Origin of the sequence: Ensifer aridi (genome assembly GCF_002078505.1) — a bacterium.
Taxonomy (GTDB): Bacteria; Pseudomonadota; Alphaproteobacteria; order Rhizobiales; family Rhizobiaceae; genus Sinorhizobium; species Sinorhizobium aridi.
On the sequence record NZ_LUAV01000004.1, the window covers coordinates 452,811 to 468,646 of the forward strand.

At 62.2% G+C, this 15,836-nt stretch carries 17 protein-coding genes; 7 read left to right on the forward strand and 10 right to left on the reverse strand.

Features of this window, described 5'->3' with window-relative positions:
• Positions 1-147: 147 nt before the first annotated feature.
• On the reverse strand, positions 148-2,037 hold the full coding sequence (locus tag AYK65_RS05835) for an ABC-F family ATP-binding cassette domain-containing protein (RefSeq protein WP_046118353.1): 1,890 nt from the start codon (positions 2,035-2,037) through the stop codon (positions 148-150).
• Positions 2,038-2,354: 317 nt separating this feature from the next.
• Here AYK65_RS05835 and AYK65_RS05840 point away from each other — a divergent pair, with 317 nt between their 5' ends.
• From AYK65_RS05840 to AYK65_RS05850, 3 genes are all read left to right on the forward strand, one after another.
• Complete coding sequence (locus AYK65_RS05840) at positions 2,355-2,636, forward strand: hypothetical protein (protein WP_026612621.1); 282 nt, start codon at positions 2,355-2,357, stop codon at positions 2,634-2,636.
• A gap of 71 nt (positions 2,637-2,707) precedes the next feature.
• Positions 2,708-2,992, forward strand: a complete 285-nt coding sequence (locus AYK65_RS05845) for a hypothetical protein (RefSeq protein WP_081158034.1) — start codon at positions 2,708-2,710, stop codon at positions 2,990-2,992.
• 218 nt (positions 2,993-3,210) lie between these two features.
• Entirely contained in the window at positions 3,211-5,868 is a 2,658-nt protein-coding gene (locus AYK65_RS05850; RefSeq protein ID WP_026612619.1) for an AMP-binding protein, read from the forward strand.
• Here the strand turns inward: AYK65_RS05850 and AYK65_RS05855 are convergent.
• On the reverse strand, positions 5,809-6,321 hold the full coding sequence (locus AYK65_RS05855; RefSeq protein WP_046118351.1) for a DinB family protein: 513 nt from the start codon (positions 6,319-6,321) through the stop codon (positions 5,809-5,811). The two genes, AYK65_RS05850 and AYK65_RS05855, sit on opposite strands and share 60 nt — an antisense overlap.
• 139 nt (positions 6,322-6,460) lie before the next feature.
• Here AYK65_RS05855 and AYK65_RS05860 point away from each other — a divergent pair, with 139 nt between their 5' ends.
• Both AYK65_RS05860 and ndk read left to right on the forward strand, forming a co-directional pair.
• On the forward strand, positions 6,461-7,150 hold the full coding sequence (locus AYK65_RS05860) for a glutathione S-transferase family protein (RefSeq protein WP_026612617.1): 690 nt from the start codon (positions 6,461-6,463) through the stop codon (positions 7,148-7,150).
• Positions 7,151-7,254: 104 nt separating this feature from the next.
• Positions 7,255-7,677, forward strand: coding sequence for a nucleoside-diphosphate kinase (ndk, locus tag AYK65_RS05865; RefSeq protein WP_026612616.1), 423 nt, complete (start codon positions 7,255-7,257; stop codon positions 7,675-7,677).
• 71 nt (positions 7,678-7,748) lie between these two features.
• Here ndk and AYK65_RS05870 read toward each other — a convergent pair whose 3' ends face one another.
• Complete coding sequence (locus AYK65_RS05870) at positions 7,749-8,252, reverse strand: hypothetical protein (protein ID WP_026612615.1); 504 nt, start codon at positions 8,250-8,252, stop codon at positions 7,749-7,751.
• Positions 8,249-8,806: a CGNR zinc finger domain-containing protein gene (locus AYK65_RS05875; RefSeq protein ID WP_081158035.1), complete on the reverse strand. Its 558-nt coding sequence runs from the start codon at positions 8,804-8,806 to the stop codon at positions 8,249-8,251. The genes AYK65_RS05870 and AYK65_RS05875 overlap by 4 nt, the downstream gene beginning before the upstream one ends.
• Positions 8,807-8,872: 66 nt before the next feature.
• On the opposite strand from AYK65_RS05875, the gene AYK65_RS05880 reads away from it, so the two are divergent.
• Positions 8,873-9,769 carry a branched-chain amino acid ABC transporter permease gene (locus AYK65_RS05880; protein ID WP_081158036.1) on the forward strand — a complete coding sequence of 299 codons (897 nt, stop codon included), beginning with the start codon at positions 8,873-8,875 and terminating at the stop codon, positions 9,767-9,769.
• Between the two features lie 42 nt (positions 9,770-9,811).
• Here the strand turns inward: AYK65_RS05880 and AYK65_RS05885 are convergent, their stop codons facing one another.
• The 5 genes from AYK65_RS05885 to AYK65_RS05905 form a co-directional block, all read right to left on the reverse strand.
• Entirely contained in the window at positions 9,812-10,282 is a 471-nt protein-coding gene (locus AYK65_RS05885; RefSeq protein ID WP_046118347.1) for a molybdenum cofactor biosynthesis protein MoaE, read from the reverse strand.
• Between the two features lie 5 nt (positions 10,283-10,287).
• Positions 10,288-10,548 (reverse strand): molybdopterin converting factor subunit 1, encoded by a 261-nt coding sequence (moaD, locus tag AYK65_RS05890; RefSeq protein WP_026612611.1) that lies wholly within the window; start codon positions 10,546-10,548, stop codon positions 10,288-10,290.
• A complete protein-coding gene (gene pgsA / locus AYK65_RS05895; protein ID WP_026612610.1) occupies positions 10,545-11,132 on the reverse strand; it encodes a CDP-diacylglycerol--glycerol-3-phosphate 3-phosphatidyltransferase in 588 nt (195 codons plus the stop codon). The genes moaD and pgsA overlap by 4 nt, the downstream gene beginning before the upstream one ends.
• Before the next feature lie 253 nt (positions 11,133-11,385).
• A complete protein-coding gene (gene uvrC, locus AYK65_RS05900; RefSeq protein ID WP_081158037.1) occupies positions 11,386-13,407 on the reverse strand; it encodes an excinuclease ABC subunit UvrC in 2,022 nt (673 codons plus the stop codon).
• A complete protein-coding gene (locus AYK65_RS05905) occupies positions 13,404-14,168 on the reverse strand; it encodes an SDR family oxidoreductase (RefSeq protein WP_026612608.1) in 765 nt (254 codons plus the stop codon). The genes uvrC and AYK65_RS05905 overlap by 4 nt, the downstream gene beginning before the upstream one ends.
• A gap of 364 nt (positions 14,169-14,532) precedes the next feature.
• Between AYK65_RS05905 and AYK65_RS05910 the strand changes: the two genes are divergently transcribed.
• Complete coding sequence (locus AYK65_RS05910; RefSeq protein ID WP_026612607.1) at positions 14,533-15,171, forward strand: outer membrane protein; 639 nt, start codon at positions 14,533-14,535, stop codon at positions 15,169-15,171.
• A 65-nt stretch (positions 15,172-15,236) separates the two neighbouring features.
• On the opposite strand, the gene AYK65_RS05915 is transcribed toward AYK65_RS05910, so the two are convergent.
• Positions 15,237-15,827, reverse strand: a complete 591-nt coding sequence (locus AYK65_RS05915; protein WP_026612606.1) for a glutathione S-transferase — start codon at positions 15,825-15,827, stop codon at positions 15,237-15,239.
• Positions 15,828-15,836: the final 9 nt, after the last annotated feature.

Here is a 15,836-nt window from a genome sequence, read left to right on the forward strand (position 1 = left end):
ACCGCATCCCGCGCAAACTTATCAGAAACGATCATGGTCATGATCTTAGGTCGATCCGACCTAAGATCATCGTGGTCTAACTCTTTGAAACTCCGCAGTTCCGGACGGAAAACCGTTACACACTTTTCCTGGAATTGCTCTAAAGTCTTAACCCGTCATCGCTTCCTCGTATTCGGCCGACAGCTCGAGCCAACGCTCTTCCGCCTCGGCGAGCTTCGCCGCTGCATCGGCCCGCTCCTTTGCGCGCTGTGCCGCCTTTGCCGGCGCCTTTTCATAGAGGGCGGGGTCGGCAAGCTCCGCATCGAGCGCTCGAATCAGTTTCTCCAGTTTTCCCGTCAAGGACTCGATCTCGTTGATCTTTTTCCTGAGCGGCGCGAGCGACGCGCGCCTGTCGGCATTGGCCCGACGCTGGTCGGCCTTCGACAGAGCCTCGTCCGCTCCGTTGATTCTCGGCCTTTCGTCCTTCGGTTTCGGGCCGCCGACGATAAGGCTGCGATAATCGTCTAGGTCGCCGTCATAGCTCGTGACCGTTCCGTCGTTTACCAGCCAAAGCCGGTCGGCGGTCGCTTCGATCAGGTGCCGATCGTGCGAAATGAGGATGACCGCGCCGGAATAGTCGTTGAGGGCTGCGATCAGCGCGTTGCGGCTGTCGATGTCGAGATGGTTGGTCGGTTCGTCGAGAATCAGCAGGTTAGGGGCATCGAAGGCTGCAAGCCCCATCAGGAGTCGTGCTTTTTCGCCGCCGGAGAGGTCTTTGGCGGCGGTGTCCATCTTCTCCGTGGCAAGCCCCATCTGCGCGACGCGCGAGCGCACCCTCGCCTCCGGAGCGTCCGGCATCCGGCGGCGCACGTGCTCGACGGCGCTCTGTGTCGGAATGAGATCGTCCAGTTGGTGCTGGGCGAAGAAACCGATCTTCAGGGCCGGGGCGATTCGCACTTCGCCTGCTTCGGCCGTAAGGCGGCCTGAGATGAACTTCGCGAAGGTCGACTTGCCGTTGCCGTTGGAGCCGAGCAGCGCGATGCGGTCGTCCGCGTCGATGCGGAGATTGAGCCTCTTCAGGATCGGCTTTCCCGGGTCGTAGCCGACCGCGCCGCCCTGGATCGCCACGATGGGCGAGGCGATCTGCTTTTCCGGGTCCGGAAAGGTGAAGCCTTGGACGTGCTCCTCGATCACCGCCGCGACGGTGCCCATGCGTTCTAACGCCTTGATGCGACTTTGCGCCTGGCGAGCCTTGGACGCCTTTGCCTTGAACCGGTCGATGAAGCTCTGCAGGTGCTTGCGCGCCGCTTCATTCTTGGCGCGTGCCTTCATCTGCAATTCGTCAGCTTCAGCTTTCTGCCGCTCGAACTGATCGTAGGAGCCGCGGTAGAAATTGAGCTTCTTCTGGTCGAGGTGAACGATCGCGTTCACCGCGGTGTTCAGAAGATCGCGGTCGTGGCTGATGATGATGACCGTGTGCGGATAACGGCGGATATACTCCTCGAGCCAGAGGGTGCCCTCGAGGTCGAGGTAGTTGGTCGGCTCGTCGAGGAGCAACAGGTCGGGCTCGGAAAACAGGACGGCCGCGAGCGCCACGCGCATGCGCCAGCCGCCGGAAAAGGACGAGGCGGGGCGCTTCTGCGCCTCGTGGTCGAAGCCGAGGCCGGCGAGAATGCTTGCCGCGCGGGCTTCTGCCGAGTGGGCGCCGATATCGGCGAGCCGCGTCTGGATTTCCGCTATCCGGTGCGGGTCGGTTGCGGTTTCCGCCTCGGCGATGAGCGCTGAGCGTTCCTTGTCGGCCTTGAGCACGATATCTATCAGCGGTTCGTCCGTGCCCGGGGCCTCCTGCGCCACCTGGCCGATCCGCGCGTTCTTGGGCAGGGAAACGCTCCCTGACTCCGCAGCCAGATCACCGGTAATGACCCGGAAGAGCGTCGATTTGCCGGCGCCATTGCGCCCGACGAGGCCCGCCTTCGTACCCGCCGGAAGCGTCACGGAAGCGTTTTCGATGAGCAGACGGCCCGCGACGCGGGCGGAGAGACCGGTGATCTGGATCATGTCCGGCCTTTTGCCCGGACTTTCCGGGGAAGGCAAGAGGTTCGCTAGGCCCTCCCGTCTCCCGCGGCGGTAAGCACGCGGCGGGCGATTTCAAGGGGTGATTGTTATGGATTCATGGAAAACGTGTTCCGATAATCAATACTTCTAAACCTCATGATGAGGCACCACATGTTTCGTCGGAGAGCGCGGAATGGCTCTTCTGACCCCTTGATCGGATCGGGCGCCCATCGGCCAGGCCACCGCGTCTCGATTGAAAAGTTCCGGTCACAGGTGGTCTCGACGAAACCCTCGTTCAAACGAACGACCGATCAGGAGTGATGATCATGAGGAACGCAATCCACACCGCTCTCGCCGCTACTCTTGTGGCCACTGCCGTTCTCGGCGGCGCATCCGCTGCCTTCGCTGGCGGCAGCTACTACGAGGGCGTCAGCGACAAGCCGCTCTACACCGAGCGCGCTCCGAAGGCAGCCAACGAGACCGCCGTTCGTCGCGAAAATGGCTCCATCGACCGCACACCCACCGGTTCGGTAGGCTATTCCTCGCAGCCCAAGCTGATCTCCGGCGGTGAGGGCGAGTATTACCCGGGCCTGACCCGCTAACGGCCGCGCCCAAAGGAAACATTCACGGGGCGCGCAAGTCCCGTGAGCATATTTCAGCAGGGAACAATTGCATGAAAAAGTCCATCGCAGTCCTTCTCGTTGTGACTGCCTTTGTGGGCGGCGCCTCGACCGCCAATGCCGGCGGCAGCTATTATGAGGGTGTCAGCTCCACGCCGCTCTTCACCGGGCGAGCCGCCGCTTCCGCCGGAACCGGGGTTTCGGCCGGCACGGCCGATCGCGGCGATTACTACGCCGGTGTCGACAACAAGTCCGTCGATGCGACGGCGACCGGCGCAATCGCCGGTGGAAGCACGGCGGTGAAGCTCCTCGGCGGAAGCACTGAGGAAGACCGCTAAAGGCGAGGCGAGCGGGCGTGCTCCTCCCACACGTCCCGCTCGGCCCGCTCGACCCTCAATGTCGGAACGGCCCGGTCCCGATTGTCGGGGCCGGGCTTTTCAGTTCCATCCGACCAAATGCTGCCAATTGCCGCATCGGCATAATGGAGAGATCGCTGCTTTAGCTTCGCATTGATACTTGACGACAATAGTCAGCAATAATATGCCGCCTCGCTAAAATGGAGGTGGCTTTGGGCGCTGGCGATTATTCGATGTCCCCGTTGTGTGTTGCAAGTCTCGCCGCGCGGGGCGATCGACCGGCGCTCCTCTATCCGGGCGGGCGAACGGTGAGCTACCGGGAGCTTGCCGGGCGCGTCGCTCGCCAGGCTTCGCAATGGCGCGGCGCGCGCAGCCTGGTAATGCTGGAGGCGGAGCTTTCGGAGCATTCCATCGTTGCTTATCTTGCGGCGCGTGAAGCCGGGCACGCCGTCGCCATGCAGGGACGGGCTTCCCTTGACAGGGACCGCGACGTCTTCAGGCCGGAACTTTGCTACCGCCGCTTCGATGGTCGCTGGCGGATGGAGCGATCGGAGGGGGACACGGTCGCTCCCCACCCGGATCTCGCAGTGCTGCTCTCGACGTCCGGCAGCACCGGGCACGGGAAAAGCGTGCGACTTTCCCGCATGAACATTCAATCCAATGCATCGGCGATTGCCGAGTATCTCGGCCTGACGGCGGCGGATCGGAGTTGCCTTATCCTGCCGCTCCACTATTCCTATGGCCTTTCCGTGCTGAACGCCCACCTCTCGGTCGGTGCGAGCCTCTATATTCCCGGCGGCTCCATTCTCGATGAGGGCTTCCTCGACGGGCTTGCCGCAAGCGGCAGCACCAATATCTCGGGCGTTCCCTATTCTTACGACCTTCTCGAAAAGGTCGGCTTCCGCGAGCGGTATTTCCCCCATCTGCGCTTGATGACGGTTGCCGGCGGGCGCTTGTCGCCCGGCGCGGTCCGCCTCTACGATGAGCACCTCTCGGCACGCGGCGCTCGTTTTTTCGTGATGTACGGCCAGACCGAGGCCACGGCCCGAATGGCCTATATGCCGCCCGAGCGACTCCGAGGCAGGGAAGATCGGATCGGCCTCGCCATACCGGGCGGCAGCCTGACGATCGAGGATGAGGACGGGCGGCCGGTCACCGGGCCGGATCAGGCCGGCGAGCTTGTCTATCGCGGCCCTAATGTGATGATGGGCTACGCCTCCTCGCGCGCCGACCTCGCGCGCGGCGCCGAGCTTTCGGAACTCAGAACCGGCGATCTTGCCATGAGGGACGCGGATGGTTTCTTCCGCATCGTCGGGCGGAGAAAGCGCATATCGAAGATCGCGGGGCTTCGCATCGGGCACGATAGCCTGGAAGCGGCGCTCGAACGGCAGGGCATCGCCGCCGCCGTCGTCGGCAATGACGCCGAGATTCATGCCTACTATTCCGGTCAAAGCGAAGCCGAAGAGGTCCGTCGGCTTTTGGTCGAGGCAAGTGGACTGACATTGCTGCAGGTCAGGGCGTCTCGCGTCGACGCCCTGCCGCGCCTGGAATCGGGCAAGATCGACTATCAGACGCTTCGCAATCGCGCGAATGGCAGACTTTCGGTAGCTGCCGAAAAGGACACCGTCGGGGCTCTTTTCAATCAGCTTTTCTACCCGAAAAAAGTTCGGCCGGAGGACAGTTTCCTGTCGCTCGGCGGCGATTCACTACGCTTCGTTCAGCTTTCGATCGGTCTTGAAAGGATACTGGGAGAGGCGCCGGAGGCTTGGGAGAGGATGCCGGTCGCATCATTGGCGGCGTCCGGGCGGCGCGAGAGCAGGTGCCGTCAGATCGGCACCGATCTCCTGATCCGGGCGCTGGCCATCCTGCTCGTCGTTCTGCACCACGAGACCTTGTGGCCCATCCCGGGCGGATCAGCGGCGATGGTCATTCTCGCCGGCTACGGGCTCGCCCGGTTCCAAAGCCATGTCCTGCTCTCGGGCGCGGTACTGAAGCTCCTGCGGCCGCTGGCGCAAATCCTCGTTCTCTATTACCTGATCGTGGCGGGCTACACGCTTGCCTGGGGCGAGGTGCCCTGGGCCTCCGTCTTCCTCGTCGGCAATTTCGGCTTCGCCGATCCCGAGCGCCACAGCATGGTGCCCTATCTCTACTGGTTTATCGAAGCCTATTGCCAGATGTTGCTCGTGTTCACGGTGCTCTTCGCAGTACCCTTCGTCAGGCGCGGGGCGGTGGCGAGGCCTTTTGCCACTGGCATGGGGCTCTTCGCTGCGGCGTTCGCCACGCGAATGGCCTTTCCTCTCCTGGTGGACATCGGCAACCGCCAGATATTCACACTGCCGTGGATCTTCTACATGGCGGCCCTCGGCTGGTGCGCGGCATTGGCCGAAACATGGCGCGAGCGCTCAGCCGTGATGCTGGCGGGCACGGGCGTATTTCTTTTCCTCGGGCTCTATGAAGGCGTGTGGATCGGCACGAAAATCAAATATTTGCTGCAGATCGCCGTTCTCGCCGCGCTGCTTTTCCTGCCGCGTATTTCGGTGCCGCGATGGAGTGCGCAGTTGATCCTGCCGCTCTCCGCCGCGGGTTTTCATATCTATATCCTGCACCGCTTCGTGCCGGAGCTCCTGCTCCCATCGCTGCAGCCGTTCCTCCCTCCGCTCGCCTTCGCCCTTTGCTCCATCGTCGGAGGCACGATGCTCGGGATCGCGGCCTGGTTGGCGCAGCGCCAGCTACTCAAATGGCTCGCCGAGGAGGGCAGCGCGATCGAATGGCGAAGCAGGCTTAAACACTGGCTTGCCTCAGATCGCCCACTTCTCGCCCTCGGTCCGCAGGAAGAAAACCAAGTCCAGCGTCAGTGACGGGCGCCCGAGCGCCGTAAATGTCGCATGCGCCTGGCCGCGGTGATGGGTCTGGTGGTTGAAGAAATGCGCGAGCGTCGGTCCGAGCTTTTGTGTGATATCGCCCGGCATGGTCAATGGTGAGTAGGTGACGTGCGCGCTAAGCCGCGCCTCGTCGAGGCTGCCGACCCAGGCGATGATGCGCTCGTCCTCCGCCGCCCGTGCCGCGGTCAGTGCGGCGAGGTCTTCGTGGAGGATGGCATCGAGCCTCGAGGGTGCATCGCCCCCGCGCGTGAACCGCTTCATCCAGATCCGGTCGGCGGCGAGAAGGTGGCTGAGCGTCCCGTGCAGCGAGCCGAAGAAGGCTCCCTTGTTCTCGCGGAACTCGGCATCGGAGAGCTCCGCGGCGGCCGCGTAGAGCCGTCGGTTGGCCCAGCGATTGTAGTCGGCAAACATTCGAAAATGATCGAGCATCGGCAATCTCCTCGTATGATCCCTCACGCTACCGCGAATCTGTATTCCGGTGTCGAATGCTACTCATGAAATTTAATGATTTGATCTGAGAGCGTGTCTCCCATCGAATGGACCACCGACACCGTCAGAAGGAGACCGCATGACCCGCACGCTCTATGCACTGTCTGGAACCGACAAGGCCCGCCCGTTTTCACCGCATGTGTGGAAAACCAAGCTTTCGCTCGCTCATAAGGGGCTCGCATTCGACATCACCCCGGTTGGCTTCACCGAGATTCCGAGGCTGGAGCAGGGGGCGACGAGAATCGTCCCGCTGCTACGCGATGGCGGTAAACTCGTGAGCGACAGCTTCGATATCGCGGTCTATCTTGAGGGGGCCTATCCCGAGCGGCCGACATTGTTTGCCGGCGAGGGCGGCAAGGCGATGGCCCGCTTCGTCGAGGGGTGGTCGCAGATGACGCTTCATCCGGCGATCGTGCGCATTGCGATCATGGACATTCACGACCGCCTCGATCCGGTGGACCAAGCCTACTTCCGGACAAGCCGCGAGGAACGCTTCGGAAAATCGCTGGAGGCAGTCGCTGAAGCGGGGCGAGCAGACCTCGAAACCTTCTCGGCGAAGCTGGAACCGCTTCGCCATATGCTCAAGTTCCAGCCCTTCCTCGGCGGCGATCGGCCGTTGTTTTCCGATTATATCGTCTTCGGCGCATTGCAATGGGCGCGCATCGTCTCACCGCACCGACTGCTTGCCGAGGGTGACGTCGTGACCGACTGGTTTGAGCGTTGTCTCGATCTGCACGACGGCCTCGGCCGCTCCGTGACAGCGGCGTGAAACAATCGCCGGCGGCGGCGAATCATCGCCGCGCCCCCTTGTTTTGGGCGGAATTGGCGGCTAATGAACCGCCACTTTTCTCAAGAAAACGAGGGATTGAGCCAATGGCGATTGAACGTACCTTTTCGATGATCAAGCCGGATGCGACGAAGCGCAACCTGACCGGCGCCATCACCAAGATGCTCGAAGATGCCGGCCTGCGCGTCGTGGCGTCGAAGCGCGTCTGGATGAGCCGCCGCGAAGCCGAGGGCTTCTACGCCGTTCACAAGGATCGCCCGTTCTTCGGCGAACTGGTCGAGTTCATGTCCTCCGGCCCGACTGTCGTTCAGGTCCTTGAAGGCGAGAACGCCATTGCCAAGAACCGCGAAGTGATGGGCGCCACCAACCCGGCCAATGCTGCCGAAGGCACCATTCGGAAGGTTCATGCGCTGTCGATCGGCGAAAACTCGGTCCACGGTTCCGATGGTCCGGAAACGGCTGCCGAAGAAATCGCCTACTGGTTCGCCGGCACCGAGATCGTCGGCTGATTAGGCTTTCTTCGTTTCGGTCTCTAAAGACCTGGAATGATTCTTGAAATGGGGCGGAGACGCCCCGTTTTTTACGCCGGGCAGGCGGCCGTGTCGAAGTGCGTCGGCGCCAATCCGTTCCTGAAGACTTCCGGGTTCTTGTCGTAGGCCGGCCCCACGACCAACGGCTTTGCCGGCATGACGCTCTGATCGACGTCGGAAATCACCGTCGTTTCCAGTTTCTGCAGCGTTGCCCCGTCCGGCCCCTTGACCTCGATTGTTACGGCATAGGGCCTCTCCTTCCTGACGCAGGTGATGTCAGGGCTCTCCAGCACCACCTTGTCGAGCTTCGGGAAGAGCTTGCGCGTGAGCGTCAGCGGTTCGCCGCCCGCCGGATTCTCGAAGGTCGCCATAACGATGCTGCCGTCCGGCACCGGTTCCGTCTTCTGGAGCGTGATCGTGTAGGTGGCATAGGCCAGCCGATAGTTGAAGACGAACATCTTGCCGGTGAGCTTCAGCGGATCCGGCCCGGTTTCGCGCTGGCAACCGGCGAGCATCACGGCCGCGACCAGAGCGGGCAGCACGACATTCTTCATGGCTGGGTTCCTTTCTTGTTGCGGCGATAGTGGCGCCTCGCCTTCGTCCGGTTGCCGCAAACGGCCATGTCGCACCACGTCCGGCTTTTGTTGCGGCTGCGGTCGAGGAACAGCCATTCGCAATTGGGGCAGATCTTCAGGCGCTCGGGCTCCGGGCTGGCGATAAGGCTGAGCGCCGAATGCGCGGTGGCCGCGTCCAGCGACGTGCCATTCGCGTTCACGGGCTGGCGCAGCACGGTGGCGATCGCCTCGAGCAAATCCGCAAGCAGGTCGGGTCGATCTTCCGCGCGCACCACCGCGCGGAAATGACGGTCCGTCGCCTCGCGCAATTCGATCAATGACTTTCGGTTTTCGGGTCGGGCAGGGAGAAGGGGGCCGAAACGCTCTCTTTCGAAGCCGTAGCGATTGGCGGCCTCCGCAAAGGCATCCATCGCCAAGGGCTCCGCGAAGCGGTCGATGCGGCGCTCGGGATCGAAGCGCAGGACGACGGAATTGGCGACATCCAACGCCAATGCGCCGCCGGCGAATCTATGTGCGGTCCATGTGAAGCTCATCCGAACTCCTAACTGGTAAAATCAATTTTACCAGTTATAGTGCTTCTGTCACTATGCGGATGCGCCATGGCCTATTTTCTCCAGCAAATCGCCAATGCCGTGCCGGTGGCGGCGCTCTATGCGGCCCTCGCCTTCGGCTATGCGATCGCTTTTGCCGTGACACGACGAGCGGATCTGACCTACGGCGCACTCTTCGCCTTTGCCGGGCAGATGTTCGTGCTCTTCGCGGATTTCGGCTGGAATCGGCTCTGGCTGGTAATGCCGGCGGCGCTTGGCCTCGGAGCGGCCGCGGCGCTGACCTTCGGGCTTGGCGCCGGTGTCGTCGCCGGACGCTATGTCATGCGGCCCCTGGCCTTCTCCTCGGCCAATGCCGTGGTCGTTGCCTCGCTCGGCAGCTTGCTGGTGCTCATGGAGACCGCCCGGCTCGCCTCGGAGACGCGGAGCCTGTGGCTGCCGCCCTTCCTGAACGACGTCATCGTGTTCTGGCCGAATCCCGAATTTCCGGTGGCGCTGACCGTCGTCCAACTCATCAACACCGCGCTGATGGCGGGCCTCGTTGCCGGCGGCCACTGGCTGCTGAACCACTCCTACGTCGGACGCTACTGGCGCGCCGTCTCGGAGGATCGCGAGGCTGCCGCACTCTGCGGCATCAACCCCGCGACGGTCTACATCGTGGCCTATGGCGCGGCGTCGCTAATTGCTGCCTTCTGCGGAATTCTCGCCGCTTCCTATTACGGCAACATGGATTTCGGTACCGGTTTGACCTTCGGCGTCAAGGTCCTCTTCATTGCCGCGATTGGCGGGCAGACGGCACCGCTGTTGGCGGCGCTCGGAGCAGCCGGTGTCGGCCTTGTCGAGACGCTATGGAGCGCCTACGGGCCGATCCTCTGGCGCGATTTCGCGATCTTCGGATTCCTGGTGATCGTGCTGGTGGTCACGCGCCGGGAAAAGGCAATTCCCTGACGAGGGGCGGATTGGCCCGATCCGTCCCGAGATCGTCTTGAGTTAAGGCTTGCGCGTCCAGCGATCGCGCGCCGCGTCATCGGCGTCTTTGGCGCTGACCCATTCGCCGATGCTGCCATCGACGTGATGTTCCTTTTTCCAGAAGGGAGCCGACGTCTTCAGGAAGTCCATGATGAAGTTCGCCCCATCGAACGCCGCCTGCCGGTGCGGCGAGGCGGCGATCACCAGCACGATGTTCTCGCCGGGCGTGATCTTGCCGAAACGATGGATGGCGGTTGCGGCCTGCAGACCGAAGCGTTCGACCGCCTCGTGGCAGATCCGCTCGATTTCCGCCTCGGCCATGCCAGGATAATGTTCGAGTTCAAGCGCGCTGAGCGCTCCCGCCTCGTCACGGCAAAGCCCGGAGAACGTGACGACCGCGCCGATGTCGCTCCGCTCTCGGCGAAGCGCGGAGACTTCGGCGTCAAGGTCGAAGTCTTCGCGCTGGACGCGCACGATGACGGGGGCGTTCATGGTCTTCAGCCGCCCGTCATCGGCGGGAAGAGGGCGATCTCGCGGGCGCCGGCGATCGGCTCCGCGTGATCGACATGTTCCTGATTGATCGCCGCGCGGATGACGTTCTGGTGTTCGAACGCGGCTTCGTATTCCTCGCCCCGGGTCTTCAGATGCGCGATGAGATCGGCGACGGTGACGACATCCGCCGGCAGGTCCAGCATCTCCTCACCCTTGCCGATACGCTCCCGTACCCAGGAAAAATAGACGAGGTTTACCGTGCTCATTCGTTGACCACATGTTTCAGGCCGGCGCGGAAGTAGTCATAGCCGGTATAGAGCGTGATTGCTGCCGCGATCCACAGGAGCAGAATACCCGCTTCGGTGATATAGGGCACGATCTTGTCGCCAGCGGGACCGGCAAGCAGGAAGGCGATCGCCACCATCTGGATGGTCGTCTTCCATTTGGCGATCCGCGTCACGGGTACGCTGACCTTGAGCGCCGCCAGATACTCGCGCAGACCGGAGACGAGGATTTCGCGGCAGAGAATGATGATGGCCGCCCAGATCGACCAGCCGGCGATCGTCCCGTCCGCGGCGACGAGCAGGAGGATCGATGCGACGAGCAGCTTATCGGCGATCGGATCGAGCATGCGGCCGATATTCGACGTCTGCTTCCATACACGGGCGAGATAGCCGTCGAAGAAGTCGGTGATCGAGGCGGTGATGAACAGGACGAGTGCTACCCAGCGCGCAAAATCCGAGCTGTGAAGCCTGCCCTCGATGAAGAAGCAAAGGACGATCAGCGGTACGATGAGGATACGGAAATAGGTCAGGAGATTGGGGAGGCTATAGGCAATGGGCGTTGGCATGGACTCGGTTTCTCTGGACACGACAATCCCTCACTTCCCGCGATCTAGGGTCATCGGCGCGATCTATTCTCATTCGGTTGGAGCAGGAGAGGCTTGATTTGTCTTTCCCATGCCACCGGGTTTCAGGTGTACAGAATGACTTTGCGACCACAAGGTCAACAGCCATTGTGCAACGACTGTCATATTTGCGGGATTTCGTCTGAACGCAGGCTGAATTGCGCCAGCAGTTGAATACCCTACAGCGACCTGCAGGTCATTTGGAGGCGTCCTCGTGGAAATGTTCGTAGACGAGGCGAGCCACCGTTTCCGAAATGCCGTTAACGGCCATCAGGTCGTTGATGCCGGCGCGCGAGACCGCCTTCGCGGTGCCGAAATGGGTAAGGAGCGCCCGCTTGCGCGTCGGGCCGATCCCGGCGATCTCGTCGAGCGGGTTCTTCACCATCTCCTTCTTCCGCCGCGCCCTGTGTGAGCCGATCGCAAAACGGTGGGCTTCGTCGCGTAGCCGCTGGATGAAGTAGAGCACCGGATCGCGCGGCGGCAGCGTGAAGCTTTCCTTGCCTTCGACGAAGAAGCGCTCGCGCCCGGCGTCGCGATCGACGCCCTTGGCAACGCCGATCGCCGTCACGCAGTCCTCGACATCGAGTTCCTTGAGAATGGCGCGAACGGCCGTCATCTGTCCCTGGCCGCCGTCGATCAGGATGACGTCCGGCCACGTCGGAAACGTGGCCTCTTCGCTGGCTTCGGCCGAACGGTCCGGCTTGCCTTCCTCTTTCAGCAGGCGCGAAAACCGCCGCGTCATGACTTCGCGCATCATGCCGAAGTCGTCGCCGGGCGTGATGTCGGTCGATTTGATGTTGAACTTGCGGTACTGGCCTTTGACGAAGCCTTCGGGGCCGGCCACCACCATGCCGCCGACCGCATTGGTGCCCATGATGTGCGAGTTGTCGTAGATCTCTATCCGTCGCGGCACGCGAGCGAGCTTAAAGGTCTCAGCGAAGCCTTCGAGCAGGCGCGACTGGGAGGCGGTCTCGGCGAGCTTGCGGCCATGAGCCTCGCGGGCGTTCGCGAGCGCGTGCTCGACGAGATCTTTCTTCTCGCCCCGCTGCGGCACGAGGATCGAAACCCTGTAGCCGGATTTCTCGCTGAGCGCCTGGGCGAGCAGTTCCTGCTCCTCGACCGTTTCGCAGAGGAGGATCTGCCGCGGGCACGGCTTGTCATCGTAGAACTGCGCCAGAAACGCGCTGAGCACCTCGCTTGCGGGGAGCGAAGGGTCGGCTTTCGGGAAGTAGGCGCGGTTACCCCAGTTCTGCCCGGTGCGGAAGAAGAACACCTGGATGCAGGAAATGCCGCCTTCGTGGTGGATGGCGAAGACATCCGCTTCCTCGACGCCGGCCGGGTTGATGCCCTGGTGGCTTTGGACATGGCTCAGCGCCGCCAGGCGGTCGCGGTAGAGCGCCGCCCGTTCGAAATCGAGGTTCTCCGAGGCCTCGTGCATCGCGGCGGCAATCGTCTCCTTCACCGCCTGGCTCTTGCCGGACAGAAAGTCCTTTGCCTCGCGGACGAGCTCCGCATAGTCGGCATCGCTGATCTCGCTTGTGCAGGGGGCCGAACAGCGCTTGATCTGGTAGAGCAGGCAGGGACGCGTGCGCGTCTCGAAGACGCTGTCGGTGCAGGTTCTGAGAAGAAAGGCCCGCTGCAGCGAGTTGATGGTGCGCCCGACAGCGCCGGCGGACGCGAAGGGGCCGAAATAGTCGCCTTTGCGGCTGCGGGCGCCGCGATGTTTGTAGAGCGCGGGCGCCCGGGTGTCGCCGGTAACGACGATATAGGGAAAGGACTTGTCGTCGCGCAAAAGCACGTTGAAGCGCGGACGCAGGCGCTTGATGAGGTTGGCTTCGAGCAAGAGCGCCTCGATCTCGGTCCGCGTCGTCACGAATTCCATGTTCGCGGTTTCGCGTACCATGCGCGCGATGCGGTTCGAATGGCCGCGTCCCTGGGCGTAGTTGCTCACCCGCTTCTTCAGGCTGCGAGCCTTGCCGACATAGAGCACGTCGCCGGCTTCGTTCAGCATCCGGTAGACGCCGGGTCCGTTCGGCAGAAGCTTGACAAAAGCCTGGATCAGCTCGGCGCCCCGGAGCCCTTGGGTTTCGGGCTGGCGCTCCGTCCATACGATCGCAGGTGCCGGCTTGCTCTCGGTCACCTCGAGCAGCTCGTCGTCCTCGTCGGTCTCAGTGCCGTCATAAAGGATGCCGCCATCCGTGGGCGTCTGCCCGTTCATTCCACTATCTCCCGAATATCCGGCGTCTCCCAGGCAAGGTGCTGCCCGCCGTCAAGCGCGATCATCTGTCCGGTAACCGACGGCGTGTCGAAAAGGAAGCGGATCGCGCGTCCGAACTCGTCCAGTGCCGGGCCGCGTTTGAGGATCAACGCCTCGACCTGCGCCTCGAAATCGCGCGGGTCCTGCCGTTCGTTCGGCAGCGTCGGTCCCGGTCCGATGCCGTTGACGCGAATGTCGGGGGCAAGCGCCTGGGCCATGGTCTGGGTTGCCGTCCAAAGCGCCGACTTGGACAGCATATAGGAATAAAAGCGCGGATTTGGAGACCAGACGCGCTGATCGATCACATTGACGATGAGCCCGGAAACGTCGTCCGGTCGCTGGCGCGCGAAATCGCGGGCGAGCAGGGAAGGGGCTTTGACATGCAGTGCGAAATGCCGCTCCCACACCGCATCGTCAAATTCCTCCAGACTGTCCTTGTTGAACACCGAGGCATTGTTGACGAGAAGATCGAGCGGGCCGAGCAGCTCGGCCGCTTCTTCGATCAGCCCGGATGCGGCATCGACCTCGGTGAGGTCCGCCCTAAGGGCGACCGCCTCGGCGCCGGCCGCCCTGACCTTTGCGGCAAGCGTCTCGGCCTCCGCGAACGAATCGTTCGCATGAACGGCCACCGCGAACCCGTGTGCCGCCAAATCCTCAACTATTGCCCTACCGATGCGTCGAGCGCCGCCGGTAACAAGCGCCGCCTTGATTGTCCTTTTCAACGTATCTTCCCGTTCCTCGAATCCGCTTTCTGAGTGGAGGAAGATATAGGCAAGAAGCGGTCGGCTGAACCTCTCCCCGAACGATTCATTTCTGAAAAATTAATGTGATCGGCGTAATTTGCATTATTTCGTAATGTTACAGTATATATTTCGTTAATCTTGAGTTATGGTTAATAAAACCCCTGTGTCTGCGGTGCAACATCCAAGTTTGGCCGTGTTCGAGCCACCAAAATTTCACATTTTGGCTCTTGAGATTCCGCATTTCCTGATCAATTTCGAGCCAACCGGGCGGGTTAATCACAGATGTCCGGTGTTTCGTTGAAGAACAACTGCAACGGAACGCTGGTTCGAAAAGGAGAATAGTATGCGTACGCTCACCACCACCCTCATGGCCTCGGCCATGGCTCTCGTTGCCTTCCAGGCCGCCCACGCCGCAGATGCGGTTGACGAAGTCCCGGCCGCCCCGGCTGCCGAATACACCGAACCGGCAGTCAAGAACTGGTCCGGCGCCTATGTCGGCGGCACGGTAAACTGGCACCATGGCGAGGCCGATGCGACCGGCGGCAACACCTCCGCCGGCTTCGGCGGTGGTCTCTATGGCGGCTACAACGTTCAGAACGGCCAGATGGTCTACGGCGGTGAAGCCGACGTCAACTATGCCGGCAACGACTCCCATTCCAGCGGGCGCCGCGTCAAGCAGGGCGTCAACGGCTCGGTCCGCGGCCGCGTCGGCGTCGACCTCAATCCGGTGCTGGTCTACGGCACGGCAGGTGTTGCCCTTGGTAATGCCGAGCTTAAGACGCCCGCAGGTTCCGACGACAAGACCCTCGTCGGCTGGACGGCCGGTGTCGGCGCCGAAACCTTCGTCACCGACAACATCACAGCGCGTGCCGAATACCGTTACACGGACTACGCTTCCAAGGACTTCCGCACCGGCGGCACGACCGTCTCCTCCGGTTACGACGAGCACAGCGTCCGTCTCGGTATGGGCGTCAAGTTCTGATCCGGACAACGGGATCGCAAAAAAAGGCCGGGGCGACCCGGCCTTTTTTCATGGCGTAAGTTTTTTCACGCCTTGAACTTCGAATAGTCGGGAAAATGCTTCTCAAACTTGGCAGGCCACTTCTCGAGCTGCGGCCGCCCGTTCTGCCATTCGCCGGCAAAGCGCAGCTCGATGTAGCGCAGCATGGCTGCCAGCGCGAAGTGGCCGGCATTGAGTTTGCCGCTTGTCTTGGGCAGGTTCGCGTTGAGATAATCGAGCCCCCGCTCCACCTTTTCCCATTGCCGGTCGATCCAGGGCTGATGCACCTTCTCCGGCGGATGGAAGCGTTTCTCGTAGACGATCGCAAGCAGACTGTCGCAAATGCCGTCGCAGAGCGCCTCGAAGATCTCGACCTTGGTGCGCTTTGCCGGGCTCTTCGGGTAGAGTTTGCCCTTCGCTTCGCGGTCGATGAAGTGCATGATCGCCCGGCTGTCGTAGATCGCCTGGCCGTCCGCGGCGATCAGCGTCGGGATCTTGCCGAGCGGGTTGCTCTCGATCAGCTCCGGCGGATTGGCGTTGGTGTCGGTCAGAACACTCTCGGCGGCGAGACCGACGTGATGGGCGGCCATGCGGACCTTGTTCGAATAGGGGGAGGCGGGCGAGTAGAGTATCTTCATCCTGTGTCT

Coding starts and splice junctions, on each gene's coding strand:
- AYK65_RS05835 (WP_046118353.1), bottom strand. CDS start 2,037: ATGATCCAGATCACCGGTCTCTCCGCCCGCGTCGCGGGCCGTCTGCTC.
- AYK65_RS05840 (WP_026612621.1), top strand. CDS start 2,355: ATGATCATGAGGAACGCAATCCACACCGCTCTCGCCGCTACTCTTGTG.
- AYK65_RS05845 (WP_081158034.1), top strand. CDS start 2,708: ATGAAAAAGTCCATCGCAGTCCTTCTCGTTGTGACTGCCTTTGTGGGC.
- AYK65_RS05850 (WP_026612619.1), top strand. CDS start 3,211: ATGGAGGTGGCTTTGGGCGCTGGCGATTATTCGATGTCCCCGTTGTGT.
- AYK65_RS05855 (WP_046118351.1), bottom strand. CDS start 6,321: ATGCTCGATCATTTTCGAATGTTTGCCGACTACAATCGCTGGGCCAAC.
- AYK65_RS05860 (WP_026612617.1), top strand. CDS start 6,461: ATGACCCGCACGCTCTATGCACTGTCTGGAACCGACAAGGCCCGCCCG.
- ndk (WP_026612616.1), top strand. CDS start 7,255: ATGGCGATTGAACGTACCTTTTCGATGATCAAGCCGGATGCGACGAAG.
- AYK65_RS05870 (WP_026612615.1), bottom strand. CDS start 8,252: ATGAAGAATGTCGTGCTGCCCGCTCTGGTCGCGGCCGTGATGCTCGCC.
- AYK65_RS05875 (WP_081158035.1), bottom strand. CDS start 8,806: ATGAGCTTCACATGGACCGCACATAGATTCGCCGGCGGCGCATTGGCG.
- AYK65_RS05880 (WP_081158036.1), top strand. CDS start 8,873: ATGGCCTATTTTCTCCAGCAAATCGCCAATGCCGTGCCGGTGGCGGCG.
- AYK65_RS05885 (WP_046118347.1), bottom strand. CDS start 10,282: ATGAACGCCCCCGTCATCGTGCGCGTCCAGCGCGAAGACTTCGACCTT.
- moaD (WP_026612611.1), bottom strand. CDS start 10,548: ATGAGCACGGTAAACCTCGTCTATTTTTCCTGGGTACGGGAGCGTATC.
- pgsA (WP_026612610.1), bottom strand. CDS start 11,132: ATGCCAACGCCCATTGCCTATAGCCTCCCCAATCTCCTGACCTATTTC.
- uvrC (WP_081158037.1), bottom strand. CDS start 13,407: ATGAACGGGCAGACGCCCACGGATGGCGGCATCCTTTATGACGGCACT.
- AYK65_RS05910 (WP_026612607.1), top strand. CDS start 14,533: ATGCGTACGCTCACCACCACCCTCATGGCCTCGGCCATGGCTCTCGTT.
- AYK65_RS05915 (WP_026612606.1), bottom strand. CDS start 15,827: ATGAAGATACTCTACTCGCCCGCCTCCCCCTATTCGAACAAGGTCCGC.